Annotated in this window: 18 protein-coding genes and 1 pseudogene; 6 read left to right on the forward strand and 13 right to left on the reverse strand. The window is 29.5% G+C overall.

Annotated features, from left to right (window positions below):
• Nucleotides 1–6 precede the first annotated feature (6 nt).
• The 10 genes and pseudogenes from L8U00_RS01690 to L8U00_RS01735 all read right to left on the reverse strand — a co-directional run.
• A pseudogene (locus tag L8U00_RS01690) lies at nt 7–450 on the reverse strand (DUF6194 family protein); the annotation flags it as partial.
• A complete protein-coding gene (obgE, locus tag L8U00_RS01695; protein ID WP_263708306.1) occupies nt 450–1493 on the reverse strand; it encodes a GTPase ObgE in 1044 nt (347 codons plus the stop codon). The pseudogene L8U00_RS01690 and the gene obgE, both read right to left, overlap by 1 nt.
• Nucleotides 1494–1588: 95 nt before the next feature.
• Nucleotides 1589–1843 (reverse strand): 50S ribosomal protein L27, encoded by a 255-nt coding sequence (gene rpmA, locus L8U00_RS01700; protein ID WP_002862355.1) that lies wholly within the window; start codon nt 1841–1843, stop codon nt 1589–1591.
• A 10-nt stretch (nt 1844–1853) separates the two neighbouring features.
• Nucleotides 1854–2162 (reverse strand): 50S ribosomal protein L21, encoded by a 309-nt coding sequence (gene rplU, locus L8U00_RS01705; RefSeq protein ID WP_039617324.1) that lies wholly within the window; start codon nt 2160–2162, stop codon nt 1854–1856.
• 124 nt (nt 2163–2286) lie between these two features.
• Nucleotides 2287–3444 (reverse strand): LPP20 family lipoprotein, encoded by a 1158-nt coding sequence (locus L8U00_RS01710; RefSeq protein WP_263708307.1) that lies wholly within the window; start codon nt 3442–3444, stop codon nt 2287–2289.
• Nucleotides 3445–3453: 9 nt separating this feature from the next.
• The gene (locus L8U00_RS01715; protein ID WP_263708308.1) at nt 3454–4797 is read right to left on the reverse strand and encodes a DUF6844 domain-containing protein; all 1344 of its coding nucleotides are present in this window, start codon (nt 4795–4797) and stop codon (nt 3454–3456) included.
• A gap of 24 nt (nt 4798–4821) precedes the next feature.
• Entirely contained in the window at nt 4822–5451 is a 630-nt protein-coding gene (gene lpoB, locus L8U00_RS01720) for a penicillin-binding protein activator LpoB (protein ID WP_263708309.1), read from the reverse strand.
• A gap of 13 nt (nt 5452–5464) precedes the next feature.
• Nucleotides 5465–5794 carry a YcfL family protein gene (locus tag L8U00_RS01725; RefSeq protein WP_263708311.1) on the reverse strand — a complete coding sequence of 110 codons (330 nt, stop codon included), beginning with the start codon at nt 5792–5794 and terminating at the stop codon, nt 5465–5467.
• On the reverse strand, nt 5791–7137 hold the full coding sequence (locus L8U00_RS01730; RefSeq protein ID WP_263708312.1) for a COG3014 family protein: 1347 nt from the start codon (nt 7135–7137) through the stop codon (nt 5791–5793). The genes L8U00_RS01725 and L8U00_RS01730 overlap by 4 nt, the downstream gene beginning before the upstream one ends.
• Nucleotides 7138–7232: 95 nt before the next feature.
• On the reverse strand, nt 7233–8267 hold the full coding sequence (locus L8U00_RS01735) for a cytochrome-c peroxidase (protein WP_263708313.1): 1035 nt from the start codon (nt 8265–8267) through the stop codon (nt 7233–7235).
• 200 nt (nt 8268–8467) lie between these two features.
• On the opposite strand from L8U00_RS01735, the gene plsY reads away from it, so the two are divergent.
• From plsY to L8U00_RS01760, 5 genes are all read left to right on the forward strand, one after another.
• A complete protein-coding gene (gene plsY / locus L8U00_RS01740) occupies nt 8468–9079 on the forward strand; it encodes a glycerol-3-phosphate 1-O-acyltransferase PlsY (RefSeq protein ID WP_263708314.1) in 612 nt (203 codons plus the stop codon).
• Entirely contained in the window at nt 9064–9381 is a 318-nt protein-coding gene (locus tag L8U00_RS01745; RefSeq protein WP_173787072.1) for a dihydroneopterin aldolase, read from the forward strand. Before plsY ends, L8U00_RS01745 begins: the two co-directional genes overlap by 16 nt.
• 77 nt (nt 9382–9458) lie before the next feature.
• Nucleotides 9459–10133, forward strand: coding sequence for a homeostatic response regulator transcription factor HsrA (hsrA, locus tag L8U00_RS01750; RefSeq protein WP_039667907.1), 675 nt, complete (start codon nt 9459–9461; stop codon nt 10131–10133).
• Nucleotides 10134–10248: 115 nt separating this feature from the next.
• Complete coding sequence (locus tag L8U00_RS01755; protein ID WP_012660922.1) at nt 10249–10494, forward strand: YfhL family 4Fe-4S dicluster ferredoxin; 246 nt, start codon at nt 10249–10251, stop codon at nt 10492–10494.
• Nucleotides 10494–11990: a Ppx/GppA phosphatase family protein gene (locus tag L8U00_RS01760; RefSeq protein WP_263708315.1), complete on the forward strand. Its 1497-nt coding sequence runs from the start codon at nt 10494–10496 to the stop codon at nt 11988–11990. Before L8U00_RS01755 ends, L8U00_RS01760 begins: the two co-directional genes overlap by 1 nt.
• Here L8U00_RS01760 and L8U00_RS01765 read toward each other — a convergent pair.
• The 3 genes from L8U00_RS01765 to L8U00_RS01775 are packed head-to-tail and all read right to left on the reverse strand — an operon-like array spanning nt 11987 to nt 13457.
• On the reverse strand, nt 11987–12745 hold the full coding sequence (locus L8U00_RS01765) for a hypothetical protein (RefSeq protein WP_263708316.1): 759 nt from the start codon (nt 12743–12745) through the stop codon (nt 11987–11989). The two genes, L8U00_RS01760 and L8U00_RS01765, sit on opposite strands and share 4 nt — an antisense overlap.
• Nucleotides 12742–13038 (reverse strand): flagellar motor switch protein FliN, encoded by a 297-nt coding sequence (gene fliN / locus L8U00_RS01770; RefSeq protein ID WP_012660919.1) that lies wholly within the window; start codon nt 13036–13038, stop codon nt 12742–12744. Before fliN ends, L8U00_RS01765 begins: the two co-directional genes overlap by 4 nt.
• Nucleotides 13035–13457 carry a hypothetical protein gene (locus L8U00_RS01775; RefSeq protein WP_012660918.1) on the reverse strand — a complete coding sequence of 141 codons (423 nt, stop codon included), beginning with the start codon at nt 13455–13457 and terminating at the stop codon, nt 13035–13037. Before L8U00_RS01775 ends, fliN begins: the two co-directional genes overlap by 4 nt.
• Before the next feature lie 111 nt (nt 13458–13568).
• Between L8U00_RS01775 and pseI the strand changes: the two genes are divergently transcribed.
• On the forward strand, nt 13569–14603 hold the full coding sequence (pseI, locus tag L8U00_RS01780) for a pseudaminic acid synthase (RefSeq protein WP_263708317.1): 1035 nt from the start codon (nt 13569–13571) through the stop codon (nt 14601–14603).
• Nucleotides 14604–14606: the final 3 nt, after the last annotated feature.

Raw genomic sequence — 14606 nt, forward strand, 5'->3', positions numbered from 1 at the left:
TTTTTGATAAGTTTTTATAGCTTTTTGATATGAAAGCTCAAGATAATCTTTAAAAATTTCAAAATTTTTTCTTGAAGGATTGTTAATACAAATATATCCCATATAAGCATAAATTGGATGAGGCATGATAAGATCAAGCATAGAAAAATCATAATTTAAACTAACAATCTCACCCTTTAAAGCTTTTTTAGGTTTTTGACCAAAAAGATTTTGGTAATCTTGATCACAAAGAGAGCAACTTAGACGAAACACACCTTCTCTATTTAAATTCGAAGCTTTATCATTTATGCCATCATTTTCTTTAATAGTACAAAAATAAACTCCGTTTTTTAAAACCTTATCGGGATTATAAAAAAAGCTATGTTCTTTATAGGTAAATTTATATACCAAACCTTTAAAATTGGACTTGATATATTCTTGGATAAAATCTATAGTTAATTTTTCACTCATCAAAGATTATTTTGACTTCTAATTTTTTTAACTTCTTCTAAAAGCATAAATTTAAGCTCTTTTAAACCTGTTTTTTCAAGGCTTGATACTTTAACAAAAAAACTTTGTGGATTATTTTGACTTTGTAAATAAGCTTTTAACTCATTATAATCATCTTCCATTTTTTGTGCAAATTCCTCACCCAAATTTACACTATCACTTTTTGAAAGCATTAAGCCAAAATTTCTTGCATAAAGCTTGCTTGAAAATTTTTCTAATTCTTTTCTTAAAATGCAAAATTGTTCTTTTAAACTCATATCTCTTAATGGATCAAGTACAAAAAGTAAAAAAGAAGTTCTTTCTATGTGTCTTAAAAACTCAAGCCCCAAACCCCTACCATCGCTTGCACCTTCTATAATACCTGGAATGTCTGCCATTACAAAAGAATTATAATCATCTACTTCAACCATACCAAGTTTTGGAGTTAAAGTAGTAAATTCATAATTAGCTATTTCAGGTCTTGCATTAGACACTACGCTTATAAGAGTGGATTTTCCTACATTTGGAAAGCCTACAAGCCCAACATCTGCTATGAGTTTTAACTCTAAGCGCACACTTAAGGTTTTTCCTGTCACTCCTGGTTGGGCATAATCTGGGCGTTGATTGGTAGAGTTTTTAAAGTGAGTATTACCAAGACCACCTTTACCACCTTTTAAAAAGAGTTCTTTTTGACCTTCTACTAACATATCAAGTAAAACTTCCCCACTTTGTGCATCAATTACTTGGGTGCCTTGAGGGACAATCAACTCTAAACTTTCCCCTCTTTTGCCATTTTTGTTACGGTCCAAACCCGGCTGGCCATTTTGTGCTTTAAGTTCTTTTTTACCTTTAAAGTGCGCTAGGGTATGAGTATTATTATCACATATAAAATACACATCACCACCATTTCCGCCATCACCACCATCAGGCCCACCAAGTGGAACATGTTTTTCACGGCGAAAACTCACAGCACCTTTACCACCATTGCCTGAACTTAAAACTAATTTCACATTATCTATAAACATACAATCACCAAAGTATAAATTTTTAAAATGATATTATATTTTTTTTAATATATTAAGATTAAAAAGAAGAAAAAGGCTACAAAGTAGCCTTTAAATTATGCAGGATAAACAGAAACTTTTTTTCTATTTTTATCTTTTCTTTCAAATTTTACAAAACCATCAATTAAAGCAAAAATTGTATGATCTTTTCCCATGCCTACGTTATTACCTGCATGAGTTGCTGTTCCTCTTTGGCGAATGATGATGTTACCAGCGCGAACAAATTCTCCACCAAATTTTTTAACACCTAGACGACGACCTATAGAATCACGATTATTCTGAGTTGAACCTTGACCTTTCTTGTGTGCCATTCTTTACTCCTTAAGCTTTAATATCTACTACTCTAACGCGAGTAAATTGTCTTCTAAAACCACGTTTTAATTTTGAGTCTTTTCTACGTCTTTTTTTATAAATCACAACTTTTTTGTCTTTTCCATGAGCAATCACTTCTAAAACAACTTTTGCACCCGCAACAAACGGCGCACCTACCTTTAATTCTTTATCGCATACAGCAAGAACTTCACTTACTTCTACGCTTGATTTTGCTTCAGCTTCAAAACGATCTAGTTTAAGCTCATCACCTTGGCTTACTCTGTATTGTTTTCCACTGTGTTTTATAATAGCATACATACAGCTATCCTTTCTTAAAATATTTTGGTAGCACCATAAAGCATTATGTATAAAACATAAATTTAAAAAGCTTTAGTGGTTAAAACTTAAGATTATACTCAAAATAATTTTAAATTTAGGTTAATTACCAACCTAAATTTACTGTACCGTTTGGATTTACACTATGTTGTTTTTCCATTCCAACACCGCTATCATCTAAAGGTCTACAAATATCATCTTTTTTAACACTTCCTTCAAGAATTTTAGCATATGATAGTTTTGGTGTTGAGCGGATAATTTGAACCTTTCCACTTTTTGTTTCTATTCTTGCTGTATTTTCTTTAGTATAAACATCCTTTATCACTTCACCCAAAGAATAACACTCATAGATTTCATCATTACTCAAAGTTTGCGAGAAGACTACTTCATTATTACTAACTTGTGCAACTTTTAAAGGATAAATAGCATTTAAAATATCATCTGAAATTTTCTTTGCAATTTTTTCACTTAGCTTTTCACTAGCTACTAAAGAATCACCTTTAACAAAGGCTGACATGGTTAAAGTATTTGAAAATTTAATTTGTCTGGTGGCAAATAAAAGCACGCGATAATCCACCACAACATCTATTTTATTTTTATTTCCTTTGGTTTTAAGATCTACTCCACCTACATGAAATAACAAAATATAATCAGTAGCTAAAACATTCTTAAGTTTGTAAATTTCATCTTTATGCGTATTAGATGAATTTATCAAAGCTTTCTCCATTTCATAATAACCTTTAGAATCTCTATCTAAAACATTAAATTTCCTACTTTGAAGTAAATCTGTGATAATTTTTTGCTGTAAAATATTTCCAAGCTCTTGGTGTTTAGAAGAGGTATTAAATACCGTAATACTTCTTCTACTATCTGGCTTATAACCTGGTATTTGATATTTTTTATGAGTAGTAGTTTTAAAAATGGTTACATTTGCTATGTATTTGTCGTTTTCTTGAACCACACTATCAATTTCATATGCATCAACTCTGCCTTTTGTAGCTTTTATGATTTGCTCTTTATAGCTATCTTCTATATTAGTCTTTTTATTATTTGAATTTACCCCGACAAAAGACTGCTTGGTTGAGTCAATATTAACACCATTTAATTTACCAATAGCTTCTATTATGGCATTATTTATTGCCTCTTCTCTGCTAGCTCCTATACCCTCGCCTGTACTTGAATTGGTAGTGCTTGTGGTGATTATTTTGGCATATAAACTCAAATGAAAACATAAAATCAAAATACAAATTTGTAATATCTTCATAAATTTTTCCTAAAAATCATCTATATCATTTACAACATTAGAACTTCTTTGTATATTAGAAGACTTTTTAGGTTCAGTTTTTGGGACACTAGTATTTGAATTTGATTTTAAAGCTTCGTTAATATTTGCCACATTATCATAAGAATAAAATCTTACAACACCTACATGTTCTATACCATTTTCGCTTGTATAATTCCATCTTTTAAGTGTTCCTATGCCTTTGATTTTTCCGCTAGCACTTGCTTTTATTTTTGTATTGATTTTTTCTACAATATTTGTGAAATCTTGAATTTGTTCTTGAGTAGTGTTGTCATTGATATTTAAGCTTTGCTTGATGATTTCTTCATAACTTTCACCTGTAGTTTTTTCATCTTTTAAACTTAAATTTGTATTGATAAATTCAATTATAGCTGCATCAGCCATAGTTGAAGCTGTATCTTTAGCCCTATCTTCTAATATATTTGTCTTCTTGGCATTATTTGCATCAGCAATATAACCCCAATTTCCATAGCTTAAAATAACCGGTGAACCTTTTTCATCATAAACTAAGCGAATACCATATTCATTAAGAAAGCCTTTATTGTCTTTTGGTAAATACTCGTTGATATTTTTTCCTTTACCTTTGATGTTACTTTGACGCGCTAAAGACATATCTTTAGCAAGTTGACGAGTTTTTTTAGAAACAACTGCAATTACACCAATATCATATTGCCCTCTTCTTTGCGTAACTATAGTTTGCACAGGAATTAAACCGCTCATTGAACCAACTGCACTAGTAATTGTTTTATTAAGAAACTCTTCTTTTAATAAAATCTTTTTTCTTTCCTCTGTTAAACCTTCTACATTAATGCCCAAATCTCCCAAAGCTTTATCTAATTTTGCACCACTTAATTGAACCAGTTTATCAAAAATTTGCCCTACAACACTTCCTTTTGGTAGTTCTTCAAATTCTTTTGCATTAGTAGAATTATCAGCTTCGTAATTTTGAATTTTACTCACTGCCATTCTTCCAAAGGCATCTTCAATAAAATCAGACTGTAAATTAAGCATAGCTTTTTGGTAAGCATTTTGCAAAGCTTGAGCAAATTGAGGATCGCTATCGCTTAGCGCAACTACACTTCTACCCGTATAAAAGGTTTTTCCATCTTTTGTAATACCATATTCTATACCAAAATTATCTGCAAATTCTTCAAAAAAATCATCTAAAGATTTTGGAGTAATATCTTTAGAGCTAGCATCTGACATTTCATTTTGAATTTTAATATCTTCTTGAGTAATTTCAACTTGTGGAGTTGCTTGAGCATAAAGAAAACTCGCTACCAATAATGATCCAATAATAAATCTTTTTTTCATCATATCTTTCCTTGTTGTTTTATATTACCAGCTTACAGTTTTACTAGATCCTAGTTTATTGATTCTATTGGTTTTTTGCCATACTACTAAGCCACTAACTTTTTCTGCTAATTTCATAACAAAAAAGTATTCAACTTGGGTTTTACCATTACTTAATTTTATATTTTGCTGACCAATTCTTCCCTGTAAAGTCAAAGAAGCGCTAATTTGCGTATGATTTTTAGATACTGTAGCTTTATCATATCTATCATCATCTTTATCGCTCGTTACATCGTCCATATTATTTTGAGTAGCACTATCATTGCCCTGAGTAGCTGAAGCTGCAAATTTACCTGAATTTATAAGTTCTTCTACCATCAAATCTGTCAAATTTCTAGTATCTATTCTTAAAGCCGTATCATTTACCACATCATAAACTGCCACAATAGCCTTACCTGAATTTCCTATTTTATTCACAACATAACTTGAATTAAGCAAACTATTTAACATCTCTTTAGCTGTATTGTCAAAATCTTCACCAGTTAAAGCCATGCTTAAAGAATTGCCTTGTTTTACTTTTGCCGCAGTTCCATCTACATAAGTAGGTTGTTGCATACACGCACTAAATAAAACACCTATAGCCACTACACTTGTTAAAATTTTAATTTTTTGCATTTTTTATCCTTTTTTATTTAATATATATTTTATATTTTTTTGCTTCCTTATTACTAGCTATATTTTGTATAATATACTCTTGTTTAGCTAATAATCTTATATTTTTATAGTTTTTATCAATAGTATTTTTTATAACAAACCCATCTTTATCAAACCATTCTATTTTATAAGAAAGTTTTTTATCAGCAGAACTATAAAAAATAATCTGCACTTCTAATAATCCTGCATTATTTATTCTTTCTTTTATACTTTTTACATTTGTATGTTTAAAGTTTACATCAAGAGCATCTTGTGAAACCAATAACATACAATTTAATAATAATAAAAAAATTAACTTTTTCATTTTTCTATGATATTTATACTTGGAGCAATATTAGGTGCAAAAGAACGCACTACAACCAATACATTTTTCTTTGGATTAATCTGTCTTTCAAATAACACATCATCACTTGGAGTTTTAATAATAATTTTACCTGTATTTTTAATCATAACAACTCCTATACTTTGTGGCAATCCTCTCCAAGATCTAACATCAGCTTGAGTAGTTGCTGCATTCATGATACCACTAGCAAGGCTTAAAAAACCTCCCATTGAGTCATTGTTAGCTACTGCTGCATTGATAGTAGTTTTTAAGATAGCTGAAACTATTGCTTTGGTAACTATTGATGGTTGCTCGAACTTAAACTCGCTTGCTACAACATTATCCAAATCAACTAATTTTGTAGTATTAGTATCATTTACACTTAAATACTCAAAAGACTGGCTTCTTTTTTTTAGCTTAGGTAGAGCAATAGAAGTTGTCGTAAGAGTGTCATTTAAAATCAAAGGCAGAGTTAATTTAAACTCATCCTTTATCACACCAAAACCATTCTCATAAACAATAAAAACATATTTATTTTTTGATTTAGCATTGCTAATTGCTTTCCACTCTTTATTAATTTCTTTATTTTTTGGGTTTAAAATCTTTATTTCTTTAAATAAATCTTTAGCTAAAGTATAATCTTTACTCATATAATAAAAAATCGAAGCTAAGTAAGTTGCATAAGGATTGGTAAAATTTTTACTTGTTGAAAATTCTTCAAACAAAGCTTCATATTGAGCATTTATTTGTTTTGTTGATTCACTAAAATTTTTATTAAAATTTGGATCTTCTTTTTTGGCCTTTTCTAATTCTGCTTTATTTTTAGCAATTTGAGCTTTAAAATAATCTTTTGCTCTATCTTGACGCAATAAAGCTCTTTTAAACTCCACTCTTGCATTATTATAATCACCCTCACTCATAAAATTTAAACCCTTATATGTATTTACCATTATTCTTTCATATAAAGAGCCATCATAGTCTAATATAGAATCATTTATTAATGTAGTTACAGCTGTTTTAGCAATTTTTTGAGCGCCACTTCTTAAATCCACATCAACTTGATAAGATTCCTCAACCTTATCAAAAAATTCATTACTAAGATTAAAATCTCCACAATTTTTTGCGATTAAACCTGCATTTAATCCTACATATACTGGATCATCTTTTTTATCTACCTTAGTCATTTCTTGAGTAAAAAATTCATCAGAACATATCTTTTGGGTTAACTTTTGCTCTAATTCATTGTTTACTTTTGCATGATTAGCACACGCACTAAATAAAATAGCTGTTAATGCAATCACACTAAATAAAATTTTATTTTTCATAGCCAATTCCTAATTAAAAATTAAGAATGTATTATATATAAAAAATAAACAAAAAACAACATTCCCTAAAGAAATATCTTTAGGGAAAATTTTAATTAAAGCTCTGGTTTTGGAGTTTTTTCAGTAGCTTTTGGAAGTTGAGGATAAGTAATGCTTGGTTTTTTGCCTGTTAGAGCATGTAAGAAAGTTTCTATAGAAGCTGCTTCTTTGTCAGAAATTTCTATGCCAAGTTGCACACTACCCATTTCTTTAATCGCATCTTGTAAAGACCAAATAGCGCCATTATGGAAGTATGGAGCTGTTTCGGCAATATTTCTTAAAGTTGGAGTTTTAACTAAACCATTTGCATCACCTTTAAAATCACCTACATTTGCAAATTTATATTTAGCTGCCACTTGGAAAGCTTGCATGCTATCACCTAAATTTACTCCTGTATGACAAGCTGTACAGCCTTTATCGATGAAAGTTTTTAAACCTTCTTTTTCTTTTTTGCTTAAAGCTTTTGTATCACCTTCTAAGAATTTATCAAATTTAGATGGAGTTAGAAGTGTTCTTTCAAATGTAGCAATAGCATCTGCTATATTATCAAAAGTTACCCCATCATTACCATATATTTTTTTAAATTCTTTAACATATTCTGGCATAGAAGAAATTTTTTCTACTGCTAATTTAGCAGGAGTTGCCATTTCAGGTTCTGCCTCGATTGGTCCTTTTGCTTGATCTGCTAAAGTACCTGCTCTACCATCCCAAAATTGAGTTGAATTTAAAACAGAGTTATAAACTGTTGGCGAATTTAAATGATGAGGATTAGCAGTCCATTTGTGTCCTACAGCTGCTGCTATACCATCAGCACCACCCATACCTAAGTTGTGACAGGTATTACAAGAAATCAAACCACTTTTAGAAAGTCTTGGTTCAAAATACAGCTTTTTACCAAGATTAGCTTTTTCTTTAGAAAACTTACTAGCTTTAACACCCATTTCTTTTAATAGTTTTTCAACGCCTGCTTGATCCTTTGGCAAAGGTGCTAAACCTGCTGCTTTTGCTTCATCAAGCAAAGCTTTATCGTTAGCAAAAGCAGTTGATGCAACTAATAATGATGATGCAACTAATAATGAAATTTTTTTCATTATTCACTCCTAAATAAGATAAAATAAAGCCTATTTAAAATAAACTTATTGAAAATATATCTATAATTTTCTTTAAATAAAATAAAAAATTTCTATTTAAAAATAAAAATTATTATAGGATAAAATATCTCTTAAATATTTATTTCAGAGTTTTTTGCTATCATTATTATAAATCTTTATAGAATTAGGATAGAAAGTAAATGGAAAATTTAATAATTTATCTTTTAGCTTATCTTATAGGTGCTATACCTTTTGGTCTTTTACTAGCTCAAATTTTTGCCAAAACAAATATCAAAAATGCAGGCAGTAAAAGCATAGGTGCTACCAATGTTTTAAGAGTAGTAAAAGAAAACGATCCTAAGCTTGCTAAAACACTTGCTGTTGCAACAATTGTCTTAGATGCACTTAAAGGAATTGTACCTATATTAGTAGCAAAAATTTTAGGCTATGATGAAAATATCTTATGGACTATGGCGGTTTTAGCAGTATTTGGCCATTGTTTTTCTCCTTATTTAAAATTTGAAGGTGGCAAAGGAGTAGCTACTGGAGCTGGGGTTTTAGCAGTATTTTTACCTTTTGAGATTATATGTGCACTTTTGGCTTGGTTTATTATAGGTAAGGTATTTAAAATTTCAAGCTTAGCTTCACTTGGAGCTTTAATTGTTTTAATTGCAACTTCTTTTATATTTCATTATGATATGCCTGTGATTAATACCCATGCGCCGATATTTATCATCGCTTTTATAGTAATTTATAAACACATACCAAATATTTTAAGGCTTATTGGAAAACAAGAATGCAAAGTCATATAAAAGTTAGCTTAGAATTTAAATGCATTATAGGGCTTTTGGATTTTGAAAGAATTCAAGAGCAAAAAGTCCTAATAGAATTAGAAGCTAAAAGTAAGAAATTTTTAGATTATGCAAAATTATGCACTAGAATAGAAAAAATCTATAAAAAGAAAAAATTTAAGACTATAGAAAAGTCTTTAAAATATATATGCAAAGATATCAAAAAACATCATAAAAAACTTCAATTTATAAATATTACTTGTTATAAGCCCGATATCATCAAAAATGCGTGCGTTGGAGCTAGTTTAAGCAAAAAATATTAAAAATTTTTTAAAGAATTTTGAACATTTGCTTAATTTGTGTTATACTTTTGCACTAAAACTATCTTCAAAGGAATAAAATGCGTATTTTAGTTGTAGAAGATGAAGCATCGCTTAATAAAACTTTATCAAACACTTTAAATGAGTTTGGCTATCAAAGCGACACTTCAGAAAATTTTAAAGACGCTGAGTATTTTATAGGTATTAGACATTATGATTTAGTATTATCAAATTGGACTATAGGCAATAATGATGCAAGCGATTTGATCAATGCTATCAAACAAAAATCTCCAAGAACTGCTATAGTAACAATGTGTACAAAAGCAGATAAAGAAAATGAAATCAAAGCTTTAAAAGCTGGAGCAGATGATTATATAAAAAAACCTTTGGATTTTGAAATTTTAATGGCAAGAATCGAAGCTAGACTTAGATTTGGCGGGACAAATGTGATTAAGATTGATGATTTAGTGATTGATCCTGATGAAGAAAAAATCACTTATCAAGGAAAAGACATAGAGTTAAAAGGAAAGCCTTTTGAAGTTTTAACTCACCTTGCTAGACACTCTGATCAAATCGTATCAAAAGAACAACTTTTAGATGCTATTTGGGAAGAACCTGAACTTGTAACTCCAAATGTTATAGAAGTTGCAATCAATCAAATAAGACAAAAAATGGATAAACCTCTTAATATTTCCACTATAGAAACTGTGCGCCGCAGAGGATATCGCTTTTGTTTTCCTAAAAAAACTAACTAAAAAATTTTTAGAATGATTTGATCATTCTAAAAATTAAATATTTTTATCTCTTTTTAAATTAGCTATAAGTTTTTATATAGTATAAGTTTGCTTTATTATCAATAAAAGGAAAAGTATGTCACTTTTAATCACTAGAGAATGTATATCCTGTGATGCATGCAGAGAAGAATGCCCAGATGAAGCAATTTATGATAATGATCCAATCTATGTCATAGATCCTGATTTATGTACTGAATGTGTGAATGAATTTTCAGAACCAGCCTGTATAGTGGCCTGTCCAGTAGATTGTATCATACCTGATCCTGATAATGTAGAAAGTATTGATGAGCTTCGCTTAAAACATAAAAATAAAGATATTTAATGGCTAAAAAAACAGCAGTAATTGATCTTGGCTCTAACTCCGTTCGTATGGTTGTTTTTGAAAGAACCTCAAGATATGGTTTTTTTATTTGCAGTGAACACAAAAAGAAAGTAAGACTTGGAGAAAATGCTTATAATAACAACAAAATCCTTCAAGAAGAAGCCATGTTTAAGGCCGAGAAGGCACTAGCTTATTTTAAAGAAAAAGCTGTAAAAGAAAAATGCAGGAAAATTATTGCTGTTGGAACTTCTGCGCTAAGAGATGCACCAAATGCAAAAGAATTTATTACTAGAATATCAAAAAATGTGGGTTTAAATATAAAATGCATTAATGGTAAAACAGAATCATTTTTAGGTGGTCTTGCTGCGTTAAATTTACTATCAAATATTCAAAATGCCACCACCATAGACATAGGTGGAGGATCAACCGAGCTTTGCTTGATTAAAGAAGGTAAAATTATAGATTGTATTTCACTTGATCTAGGAACTGTAAGATTAAAAGAGATTTTTTATGATACTAAAAGATTAAACGCTCTAGATCAATTCATACAAGAAGCTCTAATACAAGTTCCAAAACATTTTCAAAGCGAAAATATTATTGCCATAGGTGGAAGCTTAAGAGCATTATCAAATTCTATAATGAAAAAAAATTCCTATCCTTTAAAAATAATCCATAATTTCAGCTACAGCTTTGAAAAAGAAAAAAATTATATAGAAAAAATTCAAAATGCAAAAAATTTAATAGATTTTGATATCAAAAAAGATCGTTTTGATACTATAAAAGAAGGTTGTGTCATATTTTTAGCCTTAGCTAAAAAACTCAAAGCTAAAAATATCATCACTTCAGCAGTAGGTGTCAGAGAAGGCGTGTTTTTATCTAATCTTTTTCAAAAATACGCCAAAATAAAAAACGACACTAATGACTTTTCGCAATTTAATGCCAAATTTCCGCCAAATTTCAACCCAAGTTTAAAATCCTTACAAGATCGCTTTGGTGTTGATTATAAAGATAAAAGTGCTTATTTTGCAAGTAAATTATTTGATGTGCTTTCACCTATTCACAAAATAAGTTCAGATTTTAAAAAAGATCTTTTAAGCGCTGCTAAATTAGCCCATATAGGTGAAAAAATTAATTTTTATTTTGCTAATGAACATAGCGCCTATATGGCAATGAGTGGCTTAAACTTTGGCTTTTCACACAAAGAAATTTTGCTTATTGCAACTCTTTTAAAAGCCAATGGTAAAAAAATAAATCCCCTTGCTATAGAACATGTTAAAGAATTATTACCAAATAACCATATATTAGCTTGGCTTAATTTTATTCTAGCACTAGCAAAAAAACTTGCTAAAGATAGTGATGAAAATCTTGATTTTACATTAAAAAATCATACCTTATATATTTATTCAACAAAAAAACAAATTTATTTTTCAAGAGAAGAAATCAAAAAAATTTCAAAGCCAAAACTTATTGTTTTAGCCTTTAATCAATCTAATTAAGCATTTTGTTTTAAAAGTAAATTTTGCAATCTTTGTTTATTTTCTTCAAAATAAGAATCAAAGTCTTTTTCTTTTGGTTTTTGGGATGTTTTGTTTTGTTCCTCATTTTTCATCATAGCTTCACTTGTTTCTAATACCACATTAGAATTTCCTATGATCATAGTATAGCGTTTTAAGCCATACTCAAAGACCACAAGTTGGTTATGTCTATCAAGTGGTCTTTGAAAAATCAAAGTAAAATTTCTATCTAAAGGATGTTTTTGCCTTAAATACATTTTTAAAAACCAAAGTCCAACAAGCAAAAGTATCAAAACACTTACAACTAAAATATAATTTGTAAAATCATACTCTTGCATTTTTATCTCCTCATTTTTTTCTTCTAAGCTATTTTTAGTTGCTAAATTCATACCTTCTTTTTGAGCGCGTAGTCTTAATCCATATTCACCAATCGTATCTGCATTAATTTGTATCTTATCACCAACACTTAAGGCTATAAAAGTTTTTTTACCTTCTGAAAAAATTTTTATTTTTTTAATTATGCTAGAATTTAACGTCTTATCTTCTTCTTTAACACTTTGAGCATTTAGTGTAAAGATAATAATATCGCCTTTTCTCTTTTGACTAATGCCTTCTTTATAAGGAATATCAAATGAAAAAGTAATATCCACCCTATCTTCTCTAGGATAGATATTATAATCAAGAATTTTTGCCCCAAAAAGAGGCAAAGCAAGTAGTAAAATCCAAATAAATCTCATTGCAATTCTTTTTTAAAATACTGCAATACTGATTTAGAATCTAAAATCTCATTAATTCTTATGGCAAGGTTTTTTTCATACACCATCACCTCACCTTTACCAAAAATTCTTTTATTCAAGTAAAGCTCCACACTTTCTCCTGCTGGCTTTTCAAGATCTATCACAGAACCAACTTCTAGCTTTAAGAGTTCTCTCACACTCATATTAGTCGTGCCAAGCTCACTAACAAAATCAACACTAATATCTAAAATATCTTCATAAGATTGTAATAATCCTAAATGATCTTCTATCATATTTTTTTATAACCTATTCTAAAGGAAGCATTTTTTACTTCATAAGTAAATTTTTCTTTGAGTTTAATTTTTGAAAATCCATCAATACGCCCTAAATACTCAGGAACACCTAAACGATACTCATCTTTTCCATTAGTATCATTAAGTAGCTTTTTAGCATAGCCTATGATTTGATTAGCCACTTCTTTAACTAAATCTGCCAATCCATCTTCTTTTAATTCTTCATGTAATAAAAATTGTGCAATTTCATTTAAAGCTTGTTTTTGAAAAAACAAATAAAAACTATATTCCTCATCTTTAAAATACAAAGGTATAGAAGCCCCATAAAGCTCGCCTCTAATCACGCTTTTTTGTGAAATTTTTAATTTTAAAATATGCTCAAAAAAATGATAAATTGAATACTCAAGTGTTTTAGTCATAGCTTTTCCTTAATAAACTTATAATAAATTTATTTTACTAAATAAACCTTTAATCATAATTAATAATTAAAATATAAAATACTATAATTTTGATTTGCTAAAAGGCTTTTAATGTTTATAGAAAATTTTAATTTAGATGAAAAAGTTTTTATCATTGCCGAGCTTTCAGCCAACCATGCAAACAGTCTTGAAATGGCTTTAAAAACCATACAAGCAGCTAAAAAAGCAGGGGCTGATGCTATAAAAATTCAAACCTACACCCCAGATAGTCTAACACTAAATTCAAACAAAAAAGATTTTATTATCGAAGGTGGTTTGTGGCATGGACGTAAACTATACGAATTATACGAAGAGGCTAAAACGCCTTATGAGTGGCATGAAAAACTTTTTGAATGTGCTAAAAATGAAGGGCTAATCTGCTTTTCTAGTCCTTTCTCTAAAGAGGATGTGAATTTTTTAAAACAATTTAATCCCCCAGCTTATAAAATCGCTTCTTTTGAAGTAAATGATTATGATTTTGTGCGTTATGTGGCAAAAGAAAACAAACCTACTTTGGTTTCTACGGGTATAGCTTATGAAGAAGAGCTTGAAATGGTTGTTAAAATTTTCCAAGAAGAAAACAACCCAAATCTAATTTTGCTTAAATGCACTTCGGCTTATCCTTCACAAATTTGTGATTTAAATTTAAACGCCATCAAAACTTTACAAGAAAAATTTAAAACCATAGTAGGCTTAAGCGATCATAGTGAGGGTTTTTTAGCACCTACTTTAGCAGTAGCTCTTGGAGCAAGAGTCATAGAAAAACATTTTATATTAGATAAAAGCTTAAATAGTGCCGATGCTAAATTTAGTCTTGATTATGAAGAGTTTAAGAAAATGTGTTCTATGGTGCGTTTAAGCGAGCAAGCTTTAGGAAACAAAGAATTTAGCATGGATGAAAAAACTTTAAAAAATCGTCATTTTGCAAGAAGCTTATATGCGAGTAAAAATATAAAAAAAGGTGAAATTTTTACACAAGAAAATATAAAAAGCATAAGACCAAACCTAGGCTTACATCCTAAATTTTTACCTATCATACTTGGTAAAAAAGCAAGTTGTGATATAGAATTTGGACAAGCGTTAAAAAAAGAAGATTTTTTGGAGTAAACT

It is taken from the genome of Campylobacter sp. IFREMER_LSEM_CL2256, from assembly GCF_025771645.1.
Lineage (GTDB): Bacteria > Campylobacterota > Campylobacteria > Campylobacterales > Campylobacteraceae > Campylobacter_D.

Excerpts from the sequence above, each read along its gene's own strand:
- L8U00_RS01775 (WP_012660918.1), bottom strand. The coding sequence starts at position 13,457 with ATGACTAAAACACTTGAGTATTCAATTTATCATTTTTTTGAGCATATT.
- obgE (WP_263708306.1), bottom strand. The coding sequence starts at position 1,493 with ATGTTTATAGATAATGTGAAATTAGTTTTAAGTTCAGGCAATGGTGGT.
- fliN (WP_012660919.1), bottom strand. The coding sequence starts at position 13,038 with ATGATAGAAGATCATTTAGGATTATTACAATCTTATGAAGATATTTTA.
- lpoB (WP_263708309.1), bottom strand. The coding sequence starts at position 5,451 with ATGCAAAAAATTAAAATTTTAACAAGTGTAGTGGCTATAGGTGTTTTA.
- L8U00_RS01755 (WP_012660922.1), top strand. The coding sequence starts at position 10,249 with ATGTCACTTTTAATCACTAGAGAATGTATATCCTGTGATGCATGCAGA.
- L8U00_RS01730 (WP_263708312.1), bottom strand. The coding sequence starts at position 7,137 with ATGAAAAATAAAATTTTATTTAGTGTGATTGCATTAACAGCTATTTTA.
- L8U00_RS01765 (WP_263708316.1), bottom strand. The coding sequence starts at position 12,745 with ATGAGATTTATTTGGATTTTACTACTTGCTTTGCCTCTTTTTGGGGCA.
- plsY (WP_263708314.1), top strand. The coding sequence starts at position 8,468 with ATGGAAAATTTAATAATTTATCTTTTAGCTTATCTTATAGGTGCTATA.
- pseI (WP_263708317.1), top strand. The coding sequence starts at position 13,569 with ATGTTTATAGAAAATTTTAATTTAGATGAAAAAGTTTTTATCATTGCC.
- rplU (WP_039617324.1), bottom strand. The coding sequence starts at position 2,162 with ATGTATGCTATTATAAAACACAGTGGAAAACAATACAGAGTAAGCCAA.
- hsrA (WP_039667907.1), top strand. The coding sequence starts at position 9,459 with ATGCGTATTTTAGTTGTAGAAGATGAAGCATCGCTTAATAAAACTTTA.
- L8U00_RS01715 (WP_263708308.1), bottom strand. The coding sequence starts at position 4,797 with ATGAAAAAAAGATTTATTATTGGATCATTATTGGTAGCGAGTTTTCTT.
- L8U00_RS01760 (WP_263708315.1), top strand. The coding sequence starts at position 10,494 with ATGGCTAAAAAAACAGCAGTAATTGATCTTGGCTCTAACTCCGTTCGT.
- L8U00_RS01745 (WP_173787072.1), top strand. The coding sequence starts at position 9,064 with ATGCAAAGTCATATAAAAGTTAGCTTAGAATTTAAATGCATTATAGGG.
- rpmA (WP_002862355.1), bottom strand. The coding sequence starts at position 1,843 with ATGGCACACAAGAAAGGTCAAGGTTCAACTCAGAATAATCGTGATTCT.
- L8U00_RS01735 (WP_263708313.1), bottom strand. The coding sequence starts at position 8,267 with ATGAAAAAAATTTCATTATTAGTTGCATCATCATTATTAGTTGCATCA.
- L8U00_RS01710 (WP_263708307.1), bottom strand. The coding sequence starts at position 3,444 with ATGAAGATATTACAAATTTGTATTTTGATTTTATGTTTTCATTTGAGT.
- L8U00_RS01725 (WP_263708311.1), bottom strand. The coding sequence starts at position 5,794 with ATGAAAAAGTTAATTTTTTTATTATTATTAAATTGTATGTTATTGGTT.